Annotated in this window: 15 protein-coding genes and 1 tRNA gene; 8 read left to right on the top strand and 8 right to left on the bottom strand. The window is 73.7% G+C overall.

Going from position 1 to position 18872, the window contains the following annotated elements; translation table 11 throughout:
• Positions 1 to 28 precede the first annotated feature (28 nt).
• The 4 genes from ACYVG5_RS11150 to ACYVG5_RS11135 all read left to right on the top strand — a co-directional run bounded on the left by ACYVG5_RS11150 (position 29) and on the right by ACYVG5_RS11135 (position 4448).
• Positions 29 to 105: transfer RNA gene (locus ACYVG5_RS11150), tRNA-Pro, on the top strand.
• Positions 106 to 173: 68 nt separating this feature from the next.
• Complete coding sequence (locus ACYVG5_RS11145; protein WP_222047366.1) at positions 174 to 1541, top strand: hemolysin family protein; 1368 nt, start codon at positions 174 to 176, stop codon at positions 1539 to 1541.
• Positions 1538 to 2644 carry a hemolysin family protein gene (locus ACYVG5_RS11140; protein WP_222047368.1) on the top strand — a complete coding sequence of 369 codons (1107 nt, stop codon included), beginning with the start codon at positions 1538 to 1540 and terminating at the stop codon, positions 2642 to 2644. Before ACYVG5_RS11145 ends, ACYVG5_RS11140 begins: the two co-directional genes overlap by 4 nt.
• 4 nt (positions 2645 to 2648) lie before the next feature.
• On the top strand, positions 2649 to 4448 hold the full coding sequence (locus ACYVG5_RS11135; RefSeq protein WP_460683181.1) for a S9 family peptidase: 1800 nt from the start codon (positions 2649 to 2651) through the stop codon (positions 4446 to 4448).
• Positions 4449 to 4553: 105 nt separating this feature from the next.
• Here ACYVG5_RS11135 and ACYVG5_RS11130 read toward each other — a convergent pair whose 3' ends face one another.
• On the bottom strand, positions 4554 to 5603 hold the full coding sequence (locus ACYVG5_RS11130; protein WP_222047372.1) for an aspartate-semialdehyde dehydrogenase: 1050 nt from the start codon (positions 5601 to 5603) through the stop codon (positions 4554 to 4556).
• Positions 5600 to 6865: an aspartate kinase gene (locus ACYVG5_RS11125; RefSeq protein ID WP_222047374.1), complete on the bottom strand. Its 1266-nt coding sequence runs from the start codon at positions 6863 to 6865 to the stop codon at positions 5600 to 5602. The genes ACYVG5_RS11130 and ACYVG5_RS11125 overlap by 4 nt, the downstream gene beginning before the upstream one ends.
• Positions 6866 to 6939: 74 nt before the next feature.
• On the opposite strand from ACYVG5_RS11125, the gene ACYVG5_RS11120 reads away from it, so the two are divergent.
• From ACYVG5_RS11120 to ACYVG5_RS11105, 4 genes are all read left to right on the top strand, one after another.
• On the top strand, positions 6940 to 8544 hold the full coding sequence (locus ACYVG5_RS11120; RefSeq protein ID WP_222047375.1) for a phospholipase D family protein: 1605 nt from the start codon (positions 6940 to 6942) through the stop codon (positions 8542 to 8544).
• A 317-nt stretch (positions 8545 to 8861) separates the two neighbouring features.
• Positions 8862 to 9512, top strand: a complete 651-nt coding sequence (locus tag ACYVG5_RS11115) for a helix-turn-helix domain-containing protein (RefSeq protein ID WP_222047377.1) — start codon at positions 8862 to 8864, stop codon at positions 9510 to 9512.
• 168 nt (positions 9513 to 9680) lie between these two features.
• Positions 9681 to 11414 (top strand): 2-isopropylmalate synthase, encoded by a 1734-nt coding sequence (leuA, locus tag ACYVG5_RS11110; protein WP_222047379.1) that lies wholly within the window; start codon positions 9681 to 9683, stop codon positions 11412 to 11414.
• 75 nt (positions 11415 to 11489) lie between these two features.
• Positions 11490 to 12224 carry a VOC family protein gene (locus tag ACYVG5_RS11105; RefSeq protein ID WP_222047381.1) on the top strand — a complete coding sequence of 245 codons (735 nt, stop codon included), beginning with the start codon at positions 11490 to 11492 and terminating at the stop codon, positions 12222 to 12224.
• 29 nt (positions 12225 to 12253) lie between these two features.
• Here ACYVG5_RS11105 and mnhG read toward each other — a convergent pair whose 3' ends face one another.
• The 6 genes from mnhG to ACYVG5_RS11075 are packed head-to-tail and all read right to left on the bottom strand — an operon-like array spanning position 12254 to position 18809.
• Positions 12254 to 12658 carry a monovalent cation/H(+) antiporter subunit G gene (gene mnhG, locus ACYVG5_RS11100; RefSeq protein ID WP_222047383.1) on the bottom strand — a complete coding sequence of 135 codons (405 nt, stop codon included), beginning with the start codon at positions 12656 to 12658 and terminating at the stop codon, positions 12254 to 12256.
• Positions 12655 to 13035 carry a monovalent cation/H+ antiporter complex subunit F gene (locus tag ACYVG5_RS11095; protein ID WP_460683180.1) on the bottom strand — a complete coding sequence of 127 codons (381 nt, stop codon included), beginning with the start codon at positions 13033 to 13035 and terminating at the stop codon, positions 12655 to 12657. Before ACYVG5_RS11095 ends, mnhG begins: the two co-directional genes overlap by 4 nt.
• Positions 13032 to 13616 (bottom strand): Na+/H+ antiporter subunit E, encoded by a 585-nt coding sequence (locus ACYVG5_RS11090; protein WP_222047385.1) that lies wholly within the window; start codon positions 13614 to 13616, stop codon positions 13032 to 13034. Before ACYVG5_RS11090 ends, ACYVG5_RS11095 begins: the two co-directional genes overlap by 4 nt.
• Positions 13613 to 15406, bottom strand: coding sequence for a Na+/H+ antiporter subunit D (locus ACYVG5_RS11085; protein ID WP_222047387.1), 1794 nt, complete (start codon positions 15404 to 15406; stop codon positions 13613 to 13615). The genes ACYVG5_RS11090 and ACYVG5_RS11085 overlap by 4 nt, the downstream gene beginning before the upstream one ends.
• A complete protein-coding gene (locus ACYVG5_RS11080) occupies positions 15403 to 15930 on the bottom strand; it encodes a Na(+)/H(+) antiporter subunit C (protein WP_222047389.1) in 528 nt (175 codons plus the stop codon). Before ACYVG5_RS11080 ends, ACYVG5_RS11085 begins: the two co-directional genes overlap by 4 nt.
• Positions 15927 to 18809 (bottom strand): Na+/H+ antiporter subunit A, encoded by a 2883-nt coding sequence (locus tag ACYVG5_RS11075; protein ID WP_222047391.1) that lies wholly within the window; start codon positions 18807 to 18809, stop codon positions 15927 to 15929. Before ACYVG5_RS11075 ends, ACYVG5_RS11080 begins: the two co-directional genes overlap by 4 nt.
• Positions 18810 to 18872 lie beyond the last annotated feature (63 nt).

The raw sequence follows: 18872 nt of genomic DNA, 5'->3' as shown, positions 1-18872 counted from the left end.
CGCGTCGGTTACAGTTGTCGACGCACCGCGGGGTGTGGCGCAGCTTGGTAGCGCGCGTCGTTCGGGACGACGAGGCCGCAGGTTCAAATCCTGTCACCCCGACCATTCAGGGACCGCCGATCGGCGGTCCCTGAATCGTTTCCGGGCTCTCCCCCTCGGGCACCCACCATCGGATGACCGAGTGGCTGCTCCTCCTGGCCGCGGTGTTCCTCACCGCACTCACCGGCTTCTTCGTGGCGGCCGAGTTCTCCTTCACCACCGTCGACCGGGGGCAGGCCCGGCGGGCCGCCGACGCCGGCGACAAGGGGGCCGCCGGCGTGGTCACCGCGCTGGCGGGGCTGTCCACCCAGCTGTCGGCCGCCCAGCTGGGCATCACCCTGACCACGCTGGTCGTCGGTTACCTCGCCGAGCCGGCGCTGGGCGGGCTGCTGGAGCCGGTGCTCGAGGCCGTCGGCCTGCCCGCGGCCGCGTCGCCTGCGGTGGCCATCGGGCTGGCCATCGCGCTGGCCACCAGCCTGCAGATGCTGCTCGGCGAGCTGGGCCCCAAGAACCTGGCGATCGCCCGGCCGCTGGGCACCGCGCGGGCGGTCGCGCCGGGCATGCGCGCCTTCACCACCGTCACCGGTCCCGTGGTGCACACGCTGCAGGCGCTGGCCAACGGCATCGTGCGCCGGCTGGGCATCGAGCCCAGGGAGGAGCTGGACGACGTCCGCGGCGCCGACGAGCTGGCTGCCGTGGCCCGCCGTTCCGCGCAGGAGGGCGCCCTCTCCCCCCTGGCCGCCCGCCTGCTGGGCCGGTCGCTCGGGCTGCGCGACAAGTACGCCATCGACGTCATGACGCCGCGGACCCGGCTGTGGACGCTCAGCGACAGCGCCACCGCCGCCGACGTCATCGACGCAGCCATCCGCTCGGGCAACTCCCGCTTCCCGGTCTACGGCGCCGGCCTGGACGAGGTGACCGGCGTGGTGCACGTCAAGCACGCGGTCGCCGTCCCGGACGCCGAGCGGGAGCAGCGCACCGCCGGCGAGCTCGCCGCCCCGGTGCTCGCCGTCCCCTCCTCGATGCGCCTGGACCCGCTGCTGGACCTGCTCCGCGACCAGGGTCTGCAGCTGGCGCTGGTCGTCGACGAGTGGGGCGCCACGCACGGGATCGTCACCCTGGAGGACATCGTCGAGGAACTGGTCGGCGAGATCACCGACGAGACCGACCGCCCGCTGCGCCAGCTCCGCCAGGACGGCGACGGCTGGCTCGTCTCCGGCCTGCTGCGCCCCGACGAGGTCCGCGACCGCACCGGCATCGACGTGCCCGAGGGCCACTGGGAGACGGTGGCCGGCTTCGTGATCGACCGGCTGGGTCGGTTGCCCGCGGAGGGTGACTCCGTGCTGGTGACCGGTCACCGGCTGACCGTGGCCACCGTGGAGGGCCGGCGGGTCGCCCGGCTGCGGGCCGATCCGCTCCCGGACGACACGGACCGGGACGACGGGACCCCGGCGGGGCACGGCGCCACCGCCGTCCGCACCCAGGCGGGCGCGCGGGCATGAGCGACGTCATCAGCCTGCTGGTCCTGGTCGCGCTGCTGCTCGGCAACGCGTTCTTCGTCGCCGCCGAGTTCGCCCTGGTCTCGGTCCGGGCCGATCAGCTCGAGCCCCGCGCGGAGGCCGGCTCGGTGCGGGCGCAGAAGACGCTGGCCGCGCTGCGCAACGTCTCGCAGATGATGGCCGGCGCCCAGCTGGGCATCACCCTGTGCTCGCTGGGCCTGGGCGCCGTCGGCGAGCCGGCCGTCGCGCACCTGATCGAGGCCCCGCTGGAGGCGCTGGGGGTGCCGGCGGCGCTGCTGCACCCGATCGCACTGGTGATCGCGCTGGCCCTGGTCACCGTGCTGCACATGGTGCTGGGCGAGATGGTGCCCAAGAACATCACCATCGCCGGCCCCGACCGGGCGGCGCTGGCCCTGGGCCCGGCCCTGGCGGTGCTGGTGCGGTTGCTCAAGCCGTTCATCTGGTTCTTCAACGTCACCGCCAACGCCTTCGTGCGGCTGTTCGGGGTGACCCCGATCGACGAGGTCTCGGCCAGCTTCGACGAATCGGAGATCCGCTCGATGATCAGCCAGTCCCGGCAGGAGGGGCTGCTGGGCACCGAGGTGAGCGAGCTGGCGGCCGGCGCGCTGACCTTCGAGCAGCACGATGCCCGGTCGGTGCTGCTCGACCCGGGCGCCCTGGTCACCGTGCCGCGCTCGGCCACCCCCCGCGACCTCGAGGCGATCGTCGCCGAGCACGGCTTCAGCCGCTACCCGGTGCGCGCCGACGACGGCTCCCTCACCGGGTACGTGCACGTCAAGGACGTGCTGGGCACCGGCCCCACGTCCCGGGACCAGCCGATCCCCGACCAGGCGGTGAAGCAGTTCGTCGAGCTCTGCCCCGACGAGCCGCTGCCCGAGGTGCTGCACACCATGCGGCGCAGCGGGGCGCACCTGGGCCGGGTGGTCGACGACGGTGCGCTGCTCGGCCTGGTGGCCCTGGAGGACGTGCTCGAGCAGTTGATCGGTGACGTCCGCGACATCGCCGATGACAGCCGCGCCGCCGCGCTGGCGGAGGCAGGCTCCGGGACCGGCGGCAGGGCGGGGGCCGGCGCCGGGGGAAGATGAGCGGGTGACCGCCGACCCCACCCCGACGCCCACCGCCCTGCCACCGGAGGTCACCGCCCGCTGGCAGGCCCGCTTCCGCGCCCCGCGGGTGAGCCTCCCGGAGTGGGCCGAGGACGCCCCGAATCGCTGCCTGTACGCCTCCGACGTCAGCGGCGTGGTCGAGCAGTACGCCTGGGACCGGGACACCGACACCCACCGCCAGGTCACCGACCGGCCCAACGGCACCTCGATCGCCACGCTGAGCCCGGACGGCGAGCACATCTGGTGGTTCGCCGACACCGACGGCGACGAGTTCGGCACCTGGCAGCGCCAGCCGTTCACCGGCGGCCCCGACGAGGTGGCGTTGCCCGAGGTCGGCCCGGCCTACCCGGCCGGGCTGGAGATCGGCCGCACGGTGGTGCTGGCCGGCCGGTCCACCGACGACGGCAGCGAGCTGTGGACGGCGCCGATCGGTGGCACCGCGGAGGTCTTCTACCGCACCGCGGACACCGCATCGGTCGACGCGCTGTCGCACGACGACGCGCTGCTGGTCTACTCCCACTCCGAGCACGGCGACCCGCGCTACCCGGCGCTGCGGGTGCTGCGCACCGCCGGCCTGTCGCTGGTCGCGGACAAGTGGGACGGCGAGGGCCGCGGGCTGCACGCGCTGGCCTTCGCGCCCCGGGACGGTGACAACCGGCTGCTGGCCGGGCACGAGCGCCGCGGTCGCGAGGAGCTGCTGATCTGGGACGTCGTCAGCGGCGTCGAGACCGAACTGGTGCTCGACCTTCCCGGTGACGTGACCGCCGGGTGGTACCCCGACGGCACGGCGCTGCTGGTCGGCCACGACACCGCGGCCCGCAGCGAGCTGTACCGCTACGACCTGGTCACCGGGACGCTGGAGGCGCTGGACACCCCGCGGGGCGTCGTCCGCGGTGCCACCGCCCGCCCCGACGGCAGCGTGGAGCTCGCCTGGTCCTGCAGCGAGCGCGCACCGGTGATCCGGCGGGCCGACGGCCCGGTCGTGCTGGCCGCCCCCGGCGAGGAGCCACCGCCCGCGTACCCGGTGGAGGATCGCTGGGTTCCCGGCCCGGGCGGCGACGTGCACGCCCTGCTGGTCCGCCCGGCCGGAGCGGGCCCCTACGCGACGGCGTTCCTGGTCCACGGCGGCCCGGAGTCGCAGGACGACGATTCCTACCGGGCGCGTCGGGCGGCCTACGTCGACGCCGGGTATGCCGTCGTGCACGTCAACTACCGCGGGTCCGCCGGCTACGGCAGCGAGTGGCGCGACGCGCTCACCGGCCGGCCGGGGCTCACCGAGCTCGAGGACGTCGGCGCCGTCTACGACGCCCTGGTCGCCGAGGGCGTCGTCGACCCGCAGCGGGCGCTGATCACCGGCGGGTCGTGGGGTGGGTTCCTCACCCTGCTCGCGCTGGGCACCCAGCCCGAGCGCTGGGCGGCCGGCATCGCCGAGGTGCCGGTCGCGGACTACCTGGCCGCCTACGAGGACGAGATGGAGGGATTGCGGGCCTACGACCGGGCGCTGTTCGGCGGCTCACCGGAGGAGGTGCACGACGTGTACGTGCGGTCCTCGCCGCTGACGTACGTCGACGCCGTCGCCGCGCCGGTGCTCGTCGTCGCCGGGGCCAACGACCCGCGCTGCCCCATCCGGCAGATCGACAACTACCTGGCCGCCCTCGACGCGCGGGGCAAGCCGCACGAGGTGTACCGCTTCGACGCCGGCCACGGGTCGCTGGTCATCGAGGAGACCATCCGCCAGGTCGAGATCGCCCTGGACTTCGCCCTCCGCCACGTGAAGCCCTGAAGCGACCACCTACGGGCAGGGATCGCCGACGGGAGGACGGAGTCCTCCCCGAGGTGCGACGGTCAACGGCTCAACCCAGGCCGGGAACGGCTCCAGGCCGCGGTGTCACGCGGAGCGTGACGATGCAATCAACTCCGCGATCTGGACGGTGTTCAGCGCCGCACCCTTGCGGAGGTTGTCGTTGCTGACGAACAGCGCCAGGCCGCGGCCGTCGGGGGCGCCGGGGTCCTGCCGGATGCGGCCGACGTAGCTGGGATCGCGGCCGGCGGCCTGCAGCGGGTTGGGGACGTCGGAGAGCTCCACCCCCGGCGCCGTGGACAGCAGCTCGGTCGCCCGCTCCACCGACAGCGACCGGGCGAACTCGACGTTCAGCGACAGCGAGTGGCCGGTGAAGACGGGGACCCGCACGCAGGTGCCGGACACGAGCAGGTCGGGGATGCCGAGGATCTTGCGGCTCTCGTTGCGGAGCTTCTGTTCCTCGTCGGTCTCGAAGCTGCCGTCGTCCACCACCGTGCCGGCCATCGGCAGCACGTTGTAGGCGATCGGGCGGACGTACTTGACCGGCTCGGGGAAGGCCACGGCCGACCCGTCGTGGGCGAGCTCGGCGGCCTTGTCGACGACGGCCTTCACCTGCCCGTCGAGCTCCTCGACGCCGGCCACCCCGCTGCCCGAGACCGCCTGGTAGGTGCTGGCGACGATGCGGGTGAGCCCGGCCTCGGCGTGCAGGGGTGCGAGCACCGGCATCGCGGCCATCGTGGTGCAGTTCGGGTTGGCGATGATGCCCTTGCTGATCTCGCCCAGCGCCTGCGGGTTGACCTCGCTGACCACGAGCGGGACGTCGGGGTCGCGGCGCCAGGCGGAGCTGTTGTCGATCACGGTGACGCCGGCAGCGGCGAACCGCGGCGCCTGGGCCCGCGAGGTCGTCGCGCCGGCGGAGAAGATCGCGATGTCCAGCCCGGTGGGGTCGGCCGTCGCGGCGTCCTCGACGGTGATCTCCCCACCGGCCCACGGCAGCGTGCGGCCGGCCGACCGGGCCGAGGCGAAGAAGCGCAGTTCGGCGAGCGGGAAGCCGCGCTCGGCGAGCAGCCGGCGCACCACGGCGCCGACCTGCCCGGTCGCGCCGACGATCCCGACGCGCAGTCCGTCAGTGTTCATCGTCCGGTCCCTCCGTAAACCACGGCCTCGACCTCGGAGCCGAGGTCGAACGCGTCGTGCACCGCGCGGACGGCGAGGTCCACGTCGGTGTCCCGGCAGACCACGGAGATGCGGATCTCCGAGGTGCTGATCAGTTGCAGGTTCACCCCGGCGTCGGCCAGCGCGCCGAAGAACTTCGCCGAGACGCCGGGGTGCGACCGCATGCCGGCCCCGACGAGGGAGACCTTGCCGATGTGCTGGTCGAAGAGCACGTCGGTGTAGCCGACAGTGTGCTTCACCCGCTCCAGCGCGGCGAGGGCGGTGGGGCCGTCGCTCACCGGCAGCGTGAAGGAGATGTCGGCCAGCTTGCTGGCGCCGGCCGACACGTTCTGCACGATCATGTCGATGTTCACCTCGGCGTCGGCGAGCACGCGGAACAGCTGCGCCGCCTCCCCGGGCCGGTCGGGCACCCCGTAGACGGTGATCTTGCCTTCGCTGCGGTCGTGCGCGACGCCGGTGATGATGGCCTGTTCCACCGTGAGGTCCTCCATCTTGCCGGCCACGATCGTGCCGGAGAGCTGTGAGTAGGAGCTGCGGACGTGCACCGGGATGCCGTAGCGGCGGGCGTACTCGACGCATCGCAGCATGAGCACCTTGGCCCCCGAGGCGGCCAGTTCGAGCATCTCCTCGTAGGTCACCGTCTCCAGGCGCCTGGCGTTGGGGACGATCCGCGGGTCGGCGGTGAAGACGCCGTCCACGTCGGTGTAGATCTCGCACACGTCGGCGCGCAACGCCGCGGCGACGGCCACCGCGGTCGTGTCGGACCCACCCCGGCCCAGCGTGGTGATGTCCTTGGTGTCCTGGCTGACGCCCTGGAACCCGGCGACGATGACGATCGACCCCTCGTCCAGCGCCTGCCGCAGCCGGCCGGGCGTGACGTCGATGATGCGTGCCCTGCCGTGGCTGGACGTGGTGATCACCCCGGCCTGGGACCCGGTGAACGAGCGGGCCTCGTAGCCGTGGGTCGAGATCGCGATCGCCAGCAGCGCCATGGAGATCCGCTCACCGGCGGTGAGCAGCATGTCCAGCTCGCGACCGGGCGGATCGGCGGTGATCTGACTGGCCTGGTCGAGGAGCTCGTCGGTGGTGTCGCCCATGGCGGAGACGACGACGACGACGTCGTCGCCGTTCTTCTTCGCCTCGACGATGCGTTCCGCGACGCGCTTGACACGCTCGGGGTTGGCGACGGAGGAACCGCCGTACTTCTGCACGACCAGGGCCACGACATCACAGGCTACCGACGGTCCCGCGGCACCGGGAGTTGCGGGGCCGGTTCACCACGGGTTGTGATCACCGGGTGGACGACGCCGGGCACTGGCTGCTCACCGACGCGGAGCGCGGCAACCCGGTGTCAGGGCTGCCCGCCTGGACGTCGGGCAACCTGGCCGAGCCGCTCGTCGACGGCTCGGTCTACTTCGACCGGCTGGCGACGGCGGTCGAGCGGCTCGGCGAGGGCGACCAGCTGTTCTTCACCGACTGGCGGGGCGATCCGGACGAGCGGATGCGGGACGACGGGCCCACCGTCGGGGAGCTGTTCGCGGCGGCGGCCCGCCGGGGGGTCTGCGTGCGCGGACTCGTCTGGCGCTCGCACTGGGACGCGCTGAGCTTCAGCAAGGAGGCCAACGCCGCCCTCGACGAGGCGGTCGAGGCCGGCGGCGGGGTCGTGGTGCTCGACCAGCGGGTGCGCCGGCTGGGCAGCCACCACCAGAAGGTCGTCGTGCTGCGCCACCCCGGTGACCCGGCGGCCGACGTCGCGTTCGCCGGCGGCATCGACCTGGGTCACTCCCGCCGGGACGACCCGGAGCACGATGGTGACCCGCAGCCGCAGTCGATGGCGGCGGCCTACGGTCGGCACCCGCCCTGGCACGACGTGCAACTGCAGCTGCGCGGCCCGGTGGTCGGGGTGCTCGACACCGTCTTCCGCCAGCGCTGGGACGACCCGACCAGTCCGGCCTCGGAGAACCCGTTGGCGTGGGTGCACGACAAGTGGCGGGCACACCGCGGGAAGTCGCACATGGAGCCCACCCCGCTGCCGGCCCAGCCACCCGCACCACCGGAGTGCGGTCCGCACCTGGTGGAGACCCTCCGCACGTATCCGAAGACCTGGCCGCCGTTCCCCTTCGCCCCGCAGGGCGAGCGGTCGGTGGCCCGCGGTTACCTCAAGGCGATCCGCCAGGCCCGCCGGCTGGTGTACCTGGAGGACCAGTACCTCTGGTCGGCCGACGTCGCGCACCTGTTCGCCACGGCGCTGCGCGCCAACCCGGGGCTGCACCTGGTGGTCGTGGTGCCCCGGATCCCCGACCAGGAGGGCGCGGTGGCCGAGCGACCCCAGTACGTCGGGCGGCACCAGGCGTTGCAGACCTGCGAGGAGGCCGGCCCGGACCGGGTGCACGTCTACGACCTGGAGAACCACGCCGGGACGCCGGTCTACGTGCACGCGAAGGTCTGCGTCGTCGACGACGTCTGGGCCAGCGTCGGCAGCGACAACTTCAACCGGCGGTCCTGGACCCACGACAGCGAGCTGTCCAGCGGCGTCCTGGACACCACCCGGGACGATCGCGAGCCCCGCGACCCGGCCGGCACCGGGTTCGGTGCCCGGGTGTTCGCCCGCGACCTGCGACTGCGGCTGGCCCGGGAGCACCTGGACCGGGCCCTCGACGGCAGCGAGGACGACGGCCTGCTGGACCCGGGGGCCTTCGTCGCCACGCTGGACCGGGCGGCCACCGCGCTGCAGGAGTGGCACGACGGCGGCCGCGTCGGCCCCCGACCTCCTGGCCGGCTCCGGCCGCACCGCCCGAAGCGGCTGTCCCGGTTGACCCGGCTGTGGGCGACGCCGCTCTACCGGCTGGTCAACGATCCCGACGGCCGCCCGCTGCGGCTGCGGCTCAGCAAGTCCTTCTGATCGGACCTCGGGACCGGACGCCGACAGCTGCCCCCTCAGCGCGGTTGTGCTCTGCGTCCACCCCGGACGCACAGCACAAGACCCCACACCCCTCCCCCGCGACCGCGCTTCGTGCTCTGCGCCCACCCCGGACGCACAGCACAAGACCCCACGCCCCTCCCCCGCGACCGCGCTTCGTGCTCTGCGCCCACCGCGGAGGCAGAGCACAAGCTCCCGGGGGTGATACCTGCCCGCGGCCCGGTGTCCACCGGCGAGGGGGATGTCCACAAGCGGCGGGGAAGGGGCCCGTCGGAGGTGCGGGCCGCCACGATCCGGAGGTGGGTTCCTTCGACCTGTCGGGCGCGCTGCGCCGCATCCGTCGCACGGCGGACCTGTCGCAGCGCGAGCTGGCCGCGGCCTGCGGGGTGTCGGCCAGTGCCCTCGCGAAGGCGGAGGCCCGGCGGCGGGGTCTGCCCGTCGACGTCCTGGAGCGGGCCGCCGCGGTCGCCGGCCTGCGGCTCGCCCTGCTCGACGCGGCAGGCACGGAAGTGGCCGGCATGGCCGACGGCACGGTCCGGGACCGCGCCGGGCGGCACTTCCCGGCGCACCTGGACACCCGTCACGGCGACGACGACTGGTGGCACGGTCCGGAGCGCTACAGCCGACGGCCACCCACGTACACCTTCGACCGCGACCGGGCGTACCGGGACGCGGGCCGTCGCGCCGCCGGCATCCCGGCCGACCACCAGCTGCCGCTGCCCGGTGACGGGCTGGAAGCGAGGGCGGCCGCGCGGCGCCAGGAGGCGTGGCAGCGGCAACAGGCGGAGTGGGAGCGCCGGCGACGCGCGGGGGAGCTCGGCGACCTCCCGGAGTTCACCTGCAGCTGCCCGACCGGGTGCTCGATCGGCCCGGAGACGGGCCCGGTGACCAGGGCGAGCATCGACGAGGAACACGTTCCGGACTGCGCGTGCCGGTGCGACCTGGGGTGAGCCACTGCTACCGTTGGCGCGTGCGCGGCAGCCTCCTGCTTACCCGCCGCGGCGAGGCCCTCTCCTAGGTCGGCTCCCTCGTCGCGGAGTCCGCGCGTGTCCGCGCCCGCTGGCCGCACCCCGCCGCTGCGCGCGACCGCGCCAGCAGCACGCGCCCGAGGAGCACCCATGTCCGAGAACCACCCGCACACCCGCAATCCCCAGCGCCCGTCGCAGCTGCCGATCGGCAAGTACGCGCCCTTCACCCCTGTCCCGCTGCCCGACCGCAGCTGGCCGGAGAAGGTCACCACCGTGGCCCCCCGCTGGTGCGCGGTCGACCTGCGCGACGGCAACCAGGCGCTGATCGACCCGATGACCCCCGACCGCAAGCGGCGGATGTTCGACCTGCTGGTCCGCATGGGCTACAAGGAGATCGAGGTCGGATTCCCCGCCGCGAGCCAAACCGACTTCGACTTCGTCCGCCAGCTCGTCGAGGAGGACCTGATCCCCGACGACGTCACCATCCAGGTGCTGACCCAGGCGCGCGACGAGCTGATCGAGCGCACCTACGAGTCGCTGCGCGGCGCCCGGCAGGCGATCGTCCACCTGTACAACTCCACCTCGACCCTGCAGCGGCGGGTGGTCTTCGATTCCGACCGCGCCGGCATCACCGACATCGCCGTCCACGGCGCGCAGCTGGTGCGCAAGCTGGCCGAGCAGCTGGTCGGCACCGAGATCCGGTTCGAGTACTCCCCCGAGTCCTTCACCGGCACCGAGCTCGAGTACGCCGTCGAGGTCTGCAACGCCGTCACCGACGTGTGGGAGCCCACCGTCGACCGGCCCACCATCCTCAACCTGCCGGCGACCGTGGAGATGGCCGAGCCGACCGTCTATGCCGATCAGATCGAGTGGATGCACCGGAACCTCGGCCGCCGCGACGCCGTCGTGCTCTCCCTGCACCCGCACAACGACCGCGGCACCGCGGTGGCCGCCGCCGAGCTCGGGTACCGGGCCGGCGCGGACCGGATCGAGGGCTGCCTGTTCGGCAACGGGGAGCGCACCGGCAACGTCGACCTGGTCACCCTGGGGCTGAACCTGTTCAGCCAGGGCATCGACCCGCAGATCGACTTCTCCGACATCGACGAGATCCGGCGCACCGTCGAGCACTGCAACCAGCTGGGCGTGCACGAGCGGCACCCCTACGGCGGCGACCTGGTCTACACCGCGTTCTCCGGCTCCCACCAGGACGCGATCAACAAGGGCTTCGCGGTGATGAGGGCCGACGCGGACGCCGCCGGGACGACCGTCGACCAGATCCCGTGGGCGGTCCCCTACCTGCCGATCGACCCCAAGGACGTCGGCCGCAGCTACGAGGCCGTCATCCGGGTGAACAGCCAGTCCGGCAAGGGCGGCGTCGCCTACATCATGAAGACCGAGAACCACCTGGACCTGCCGCGCCGGCTGCAGATCGAGTTCAGTGCCGTCGTCCAGCGGCACACCGAGGACGAGGGCGGCGAGGTGACCGCCGAGCAGATGTGGACGGCCTTCTCCAACGAGTACCTCCCCGACCCCGACGCCCCCTGGGGCCGGTTCTCGCTGACCGGCCACGAGCACACCGCGTCGGGTGCCGGCCCCGACGAGCTCACCGCCCAGCTGGTCGACGCCGGGGTGCCGATGACAGTCCGCGGCCGCGGCAACGGCCCGATCGCGGCGTTCGTCGACGCCCTGCACAGCGTGGACGTCGACGTCCGGGTGCTCGACTACGCCGAGCACGCGCTCTCGTCCGGCGGCGACGCGCGGGCCGCGGCCTACGTCGAGTGCGCCGTCGGGGACCGGGTGCTCTGGGGCGTCGGCATCGACGCGAACATCGTCACCGCCTCGCTGCGCGCGGTCGTCTCGGCGGTGAACCGGGCACAGCGGTAGGAGAAGGACCCCTCCGCCCCCACCCCTCGGAAGCTCGGGGCGGGACCCTGCGGAGGGGCTACCGGAGGATCTGGAATGTCCCAGCTCACGCCCTACCTCGTGGTGCGCGACGCCCGCGCCGCGATCTCCTGGTACACCGACGCCCTCGGCGCCCGGTTGGTCGGCGACCCGTACCTGATGGACGACGACCGGATCGGGCACGCCGAGCTGGCCGTGGGCGGTGCGACGCTGTTCCTCGCCGACGAGTACCCCGAACTCGGGCTGGCGGCGCCGCAGGAGGGCCGCGTCGCGGTGTCGCTGCACCTGACCGTGCCGGACGTCGACGCCGCGGTGGCCCGGGCGGCCGCCACCGGCGCGACCGTCGAACGCGAACCCACCGCCGCGCCCTACGGCCGCACCGGCGTCGTCCTCGACCCCTACGGTCACCGCTGGATGCTGCAGAGCGCCCCGGCGGCGCCCGAGGCCCGCCCGCCGCTGCGTGCCGGCGACGCGGTCTACCTGACCCTCGACGTGCCCGACGGCCGCCGCGCGCTGGACTTCTACGGCGCCGTGCTCGGCTGGACCGCCGTTCCCGGACGGGTGCCCGACGGCTGGCAGGTCGAGGGCCCGACGCCGATGGTCGGCATCGGCGGCGGCGCGACCGAGCCCGGGACCGTGCCGATGTACGTCGTCGACGACATCGGGGCCGCCGTCACCGCGGTGGCCGCCGCCGGCGGGGAGGCCGGCGACGTCGAGCGGCAGCCCTACGGGCTGGGTGCGCTGTGCCGCGACGACCAGGGGTTGCCGTTCTGGCTGGGGCAGCTGTCCTGAGCCCGCCGGCCGGGCCCGGCCCCCGGCCGTCAGCGCCCCGCCTGGTCCACCCCGTCGGCCGGTTCGTCGCCCCGCGGGGCGCCGGGCCGGGCGCGCGGCCCGCCGCCGAGCTCGTCGACCAGCAGCAGGTCGCGCCGGACGTGCCGGCGGCGGTAGGCGATCCGGCTGACCAGGTGCGCGCTCACCGGTGCGGTGAGCAGCTGGAAGGCAGCGACCAGCAGCAGCATCCAGGTCACCGATGAGCCGGTCAGCCGGATCGCCGCCCCGACCATGATCAGCAGCACCCCGACGACCTGCGGCTTGGTACCCGCGTGCATCCGCGACAGCACGTCCGGGAAGCGGAGCAGCCCGACCCCGGCGGTGAGGCAGAAGAAGGCGCCGACCAGCAGGCACGCCACCGCGATGACGTCGGCCACGGAGTCCACGTCGTTCATGCCCGCCCTCCCTCGGTCGGCGTCCCGGCGGTGGTCCCGTCGGCGGTTGCGGGGTCGTTCTCGGGAGCGGCCTCGGCCGCCAGGGGAAGCCCGACGTCCCGACCGTCGTCCGCGGACTCCAGCAGCATGCCGCCGATGTAGCGGGCGACCGACACCGAGCCGACGAACCCGAGCAGCGAGACCACGACCAGCACCGGGACGACCGTCGGGTTCCGGGTGAGCGCGGCGTAGACCGCCAGCCCGGCCGAGATGATCACCAGCAGGGCGTCGGTGGCGACCACCCGGTCCAGCAGCGAGGGCCCCCGCGACAGCCGGACCAGCGCGAGCAGCACCCCACCGCCCAGCATGGCGAAGGTCAGCACGGAGACGATGGTCACGGGGCGCTCCCGGCGGGACGGCGTTCGGGCTGGTCGGGCTGCTGGTCGAGCGCGGCGATCTCGGCGGCCGAGCCGAAGGCGCGCACGACCCGTTCCTCGGTCTCGAGCACCCGCCGCCGCTGGGCGTCCACCTCGGCGTGGTCGCGCACCGCGAGCAGGTGCAGCCCGAAGACCCGTTCCTCGCGGTCCAGGTCGATGACGATCGACCCGGGCACCAGGCACAGCGACTCGGCGATCATGGTCAGCAGCAGGTCGGAGTCGGTGCGCAGCTGCACGGAGATGATCGCGCCGTGCGGCATGCCCCGGGGCCGGATCGCCTCCCAGGCCACCTGCGCGCTGGACGCGGCCAGGTCCGCGACGAAGTGCCCGACGAAGCGCAGCACTGCCACCGGATGGAACCGGAGGCCACCGGTCACCGGGGGCAGCGGCAGCAGCCAGGTGACGGCCACCGCCACCACGGTGCCCGACAGCAGGTTGGCCCACGACCACGTGCCCCACAGCAGGTTCCAGACCAGGACCAGGGAGACCAGCAGCGGTACCTGGTTGCGCAGCCGGCGGACGGCGACCTCCGGGGTGGTCACCGGCCCACCTCCCCACCGAGGACCGACTCCAGGTACGGCATGCGGTCCACCAGGTCGCCTGCGGCCCGGTCGGTGTAGCCGTACAGCGCACCGGCGATAACGGTCAGGGCGGCGGTCACCGCCACCATGGCCATGGTGGCGCCGAGCATCACCGCCGGCAGCGGGCGCAGCGGGGCGGCACGCCGGCCGCGGCGCCCGTCACCGAACCCGTCCTCGGCCGGGGTGGTGGCGGTGGCGACCGCGGTGTGCCGGGCCCAGGCCCGCTGCCGGGCGGCGGCCCGGGTGCGCCCGCCGAGCGCCGCCCTCGCTCCCGTCCTCCCGGGATCCCCGGCCGCCGGGGCATCACCGGCGGCGGCCGTCACGCCGGCGGGTTCCCGGCTGTCCGGGGTGGGCGCCGGCGACGGCGCGGACCCGGCGCCCGGCCCGGCGTCGGGAACCGCGTTCCCGGCGGTGTCACCCGCCGGCTCCTGCGCCCGCGGCCGCCAGAAGGCGCGGGTCCACACCCGGGAGATGGCCACCAGGGTGAGCAGGCTGGTGACCACCCCGCCGGCGACCAGCACCAGGGCCGGCCAGCTGCCCTCGGCGACACCGGCCTCCAGCAGGCCGAGCTTGCCGATGAACCCCGACAGCGGCGGGATCCCGGCCAGGTTCATCGCCGGCACGAAGAAGAGCACCGCCAGCAGGGGCGAGGCCTTGGCCAGCCCGCCGAGCCGGTCGACCGACGTCGACCCGCCCTGCCGCTCGATCAGCCCGGCGACCAGGAACAGCGTGGTCTGGATGGCGATGTGGTGGGCCACGTAGAAGATGGCCCCGGCCAGGCCGGCCGTCGTCCCGAGCGCGATCCCGAACACCATGTAGCCGATGTGGCTGACCAGGGTGAAGGACAGGATCCGCCGGATGTCGGTCTGGGCGACCGCGCCCAGGATGCCGATCAGCATGGTGGCCAGCGCCGCCCACATCAGCACGTCGTCGAGCGCGCCCCCGGGGAACAGCAGCGTCTGGGTGCGGATGATCGCGTACACGCCGACCTTGGTGAGCAGGCCGGCGAACACCGCGGTGACCGGCGCCGGCGCGGTCGGGTAGCTGTCGGGCAGCCAGGCCGAGAGCGGGAACACCGCGGCCTTGATGGAGAAGGCGATGAGCAGCAGCGACTGCAGCAGCAGCTGGGTGCCCTCGGGCAGTTCGGCGAGCCGGACGGCGAGCTGGGCCATGTTGACCGTGCCGGTCGCGGCGTAGACGAGGGCGATCGCGGCCAGGAAGAGCAGCGAGCTCAGCAGGCTCACCACGATGTAGGTGATGCCGGCCCGGATTCGGGGCGCGGAACCGCCCAGGGTCAGCAGCACGTAGCTGGCGGTCAGCAGGATCTCGAAACCGACGTAGAGGTTGAACAGGTCACCGGCGAGGAAGGCGTTGCTCACGCCGGCGATCAGCACCAGGAACGTCGGGTGGAAGATCGACAGCGGCGTCTCCTCGTCGCCGTCGGCCGAACCCTGACCGACGGCGAACACCAGCACGCCGAGGGCGACGGTGCTCGCGACGACCAGCATCAGCGCCGACAGCCGGTCGACGACCAGCACGATGCCCAGCGGCACCGGCCACCCGCCCACCGACACCGCCTCGGCCCCGTTCGCGTCGGCGAGCAGCAGCAGCGCCACCGAGACGGCGAGCACCGCGGACAGCACGAGCAGGCTCAGCGTGCGCTGCACCCGCGGGTGCCGGCCCACCAGCAGCGCGCAGGCGGCGCCGAGCAGCGGGAGCAGCACCGGCAGCGGGGTGAGGATGCTGGTCACGAGCGGCTCCGCCGGGTGGGGGGCAGGTCGACGTCGTCGGAGGGGATGCCGCCGTAGAGGTGCGCCAGCCGGCCCTCCACCTGCTGGTCGGAGACCAGGCTGTCCGCGTGCGCGGCCGGCCGGTCCTCCGGCGCCAGGTCGTCGGGGTCGAGGTCGTCGGCGTCCATCGCGTCGCGGGCGGCGACCCGGCGGTCCTCCTCGTCGATGCCGACGACCTCCTGGCGGACCAGCCGCCAGGAGCGGTAGATCATCGCCAGCAGGAACGCCGAGATGCCGAAGGTGATCACGATCGCGGTGAGCACGAAGGCCTGCGGCAGCGGATCGCTCATCTCCCCGGGTTCGACGGTGCCGAGGATCGGCGCCAGTCCGGCAGCGCCGCCGGCGGACAGCAGCAGCAGGTTGGTGGCGTTGCCGAGCAGCAGGAAGCCCAGCAGCACCCGGGTCAGGCTGCGGTCCAGCAGGAGGTAGACACCGGCGGCGTAGAGGCCACCGATGATCACCGGCAGGACGACGGTGGGGGTCATCGCACGATCACCTCGTCGGGAGCGGCGTCGATCGGGTCGTCCTCGTCCACCTGGCGGTCGAGCTCGGCGCCCAGGCTGCGCAGCACGTCGAGCACCAGGCCGACGACGATGAGGTAGACGCCGACGTCGAAGAACAGCGAGGTCACCAGCTTCACGTCGCCGAGCACCGGCAGCGTGGTCTCCAGGATCGCCGTCTGCAGCACCTCGGCGCCCAGTGCCAGCCCGACCACGCCGGTGCCCCCGGAGAACAGCAGCCCGATCCCGAGCAGCAGGCCCGGGTCGACCGGCGCGGCCTCACCGAGCTCGTACCGGCCGCCGGCCAGGTAGCGCAGCACCAGTGCCAGCCCGGCCACCAGCCCTCCGGCGAAGCCGCCGCCGGGCTCGTTGTGGCCGGTGAACAGCAAGTAGAGCGAGAACACCACGATGGTGTGGAACAGCACCCCGGTGACCACCTCGAGCACCACCGAGCGCCGCTGCGGCGGGAGCAGCGCGCTGGCCGCGAGCCACCGGTTGCGCGGGGCCCACCGGGCGCGGGCGGGCGTCCCCGGCACCTGGTCACCGGCCCGCTCGACAACCCCGGTGCGGCGGCGCAGGAACACCAGGCTGGCCACCCCGGTGGCCACCACGACGAGCAGCGAGATCTCACCGAGGGTGTCCCAGGCCCGGATGTCGACGAGGGTCACGTTGACGATGTTCTGCCCGCCGCCGAACTCGTACGCCGCCTCGGGATAGGCGACCGACACCGGCTCGGCGGTGCGCGCGGCGAGCGCGACCGCACCGACGGCGGCCATGAACGCCCCCACGCAACCGGCGACCACCCCGCGGAAGGCGCGCTCCCGGGGACGGTGCCGCTCGGTGATGTCCTTGGGCAGCTTGCGCAGCACCAGCACGAAGGTAACCAGGGTCAGCGTCTCGACCAGGAACTGGGTCAGCGCCAGGTCGGGGGCGCCCTGCAGGATGAACAGCACCGCGAGCGCGTAGCCGGTGACCCCGACGACGAGCACCGCCGACAGCCGCTGCCGGATGCGGATGGCCAGGAACGCGGCGACCAGCGCCGCTGCCCCGACGAGGGCCTGGATCGGGGAGTCCCAGGCCCGCCACTCGTCCGGCCACGGCGCCCGGAAGACCAGCACCGAACCCGGCAGGGCCAGCACGACGACCAGGATCGTGCCCAGGTAGGCCGGCAGCGAACCGCGTTGCGTGGTGCCGGTGATCAGCACGGAGAACCGGTCCAGCCCCTGCATGGTGTTCCAGTAGCCCTCGTCGGCCGAGGCGCTCACCGCCAGCCGCGCCTGCAGCCGGGCGACCCGGCTGCGGACGGCGAACAGGGCTCCGCCACCGAGCACGGTCAGCGCGGACAGGCCCAGCGCCGGCTGCAGGCCGTGCCACAGCGCGAGGTGCTCGACCTCCTCGGCGAGCAGCGGCAGGGTCTCGGCGTAGGCGGCGACCAGCGGGTCGAGCAGCGGGCTGGCCGGGCCGGCGACCAGGCCGCACAGCGCCAGCACGGCCGGCGCGGCCAGGAAGAGCGCTCCCGGCGCGTGCACCAACTCGCCGGGCTCGGTCGCGGGCAGCCAGCGCTTGCGGGCGAAGGCGCCCCACAGGAACCGCGCCGAGTACGCCGCGGTGAGCACCGACCCGAGGACCAGGCCGACGAGCACCACGATCGCGTTGGTGCGGTCGGGGAGCCCGGCGTTCCAGAGCGCGGTGAAGGCCGCCTCCTTGCCGACGAAACCCAGCAGCGGCGGCAGCCCGGCCATCGACGCCGCGGCGAGGGTGCCGATCGCCGCCAGCACGGGCAGCCGCCGGCCCAGGCCGGACAGCCGCCGCAGATCGCGGACGCCGGTGGAGTGGTCGATCACGCCGACGGTGAGGAAGAGGGTGGACTTGAACAGCGCGTGGGCGATGGTCATCGCCAGGCCGGCGGCGGCGAGCTCGGCGCTGCCGGCGCCGACCAGCACCATGAGGAAGCCGAGCTGGCTGACCGTGCCGAAGGCGAGCAGCAGCTTGAGGTCGTTCTGCCGCAGGGCCCGGTACCCGCCGACGATCATGGTGGCCAGGCCCAGGCCCAGCACGATCGGCCGCCACCCGGGGACGTCGGCCAGGCCCGGGGCCAGCCGGGCGACCAGGTAGATGCCGGCCTTCACCATGGCCGCGGCGTGCAGGTAGGCGCTGACCGGCGTCGGCGCCTCCATCGCGGCGGGCAGCCAGAAGTGGAAGGGCACCATCGCCGACTTGGTGATCGCCCCAACCAGCACCAGCACGGTGCCGGCGACCAGCAGCGGGCCGCTGCCCGGGTCGGCGACGACGTCGGAGAGCAGGTAGCTGCCGCTGGACTCCCCGAGCAGGATCAGCCCGACCAGCATCGCCAGCCCGCCGGCGGTGGTGAGCACGAGCGCCTGGCTGGCCGCCCGCCGCCCGGCCAGCCGCGTCCCCGACCCGCCGATGAGCAGGAAGGAGAAGACGGTGGTGAGCTCCCAGAAGACGTACAGCAGAAGCATGTCGTCGGCCAGGACGAGGCCCAGCATCGAGCCGGCGAACGCGGTGAGCACGGCGGCGAACCGGCCCATGCCCTCGTCGTCGGGCTCGAAGTAGCGCGCGCAGTAGACCAGCACGAGCGCGCCGACCCCGGTGACCAGGGCGGCGAGCGTCAGCGACAGCGCGTCCAGCCGTAGCGTGATCGCCAGGTCGAGGGTCGGGATCCACGGTGTCGTCTCGCGCACCTCGCCGCCGCCGGTGACCGTGCCCAGCTGCGCGAGCACCCAGCCGAAGCTGACCGCGGGCACCAGGGCCAGGGCCAGGAAGGCCTGCCGACCCCACTGGTGGACCAGCAGCGGCGCGACCAGGGCGGCCGCCAGGTGCAGCACGAGCAGTGCGGTCACGGGTCTCCCGGGGTCGTTCGGACGGCGGCTCGGGGGGACGACACCTCGGCCGTCGAAGACGAC

Source organism: Modestobacter lapidis (assembly GCF_054780755.1).
The sequence above is the reverse complement of the archived record's forward strand: the minus strand, read 5'-3'. Positions and strand labels throughout refer to the sequence as shown.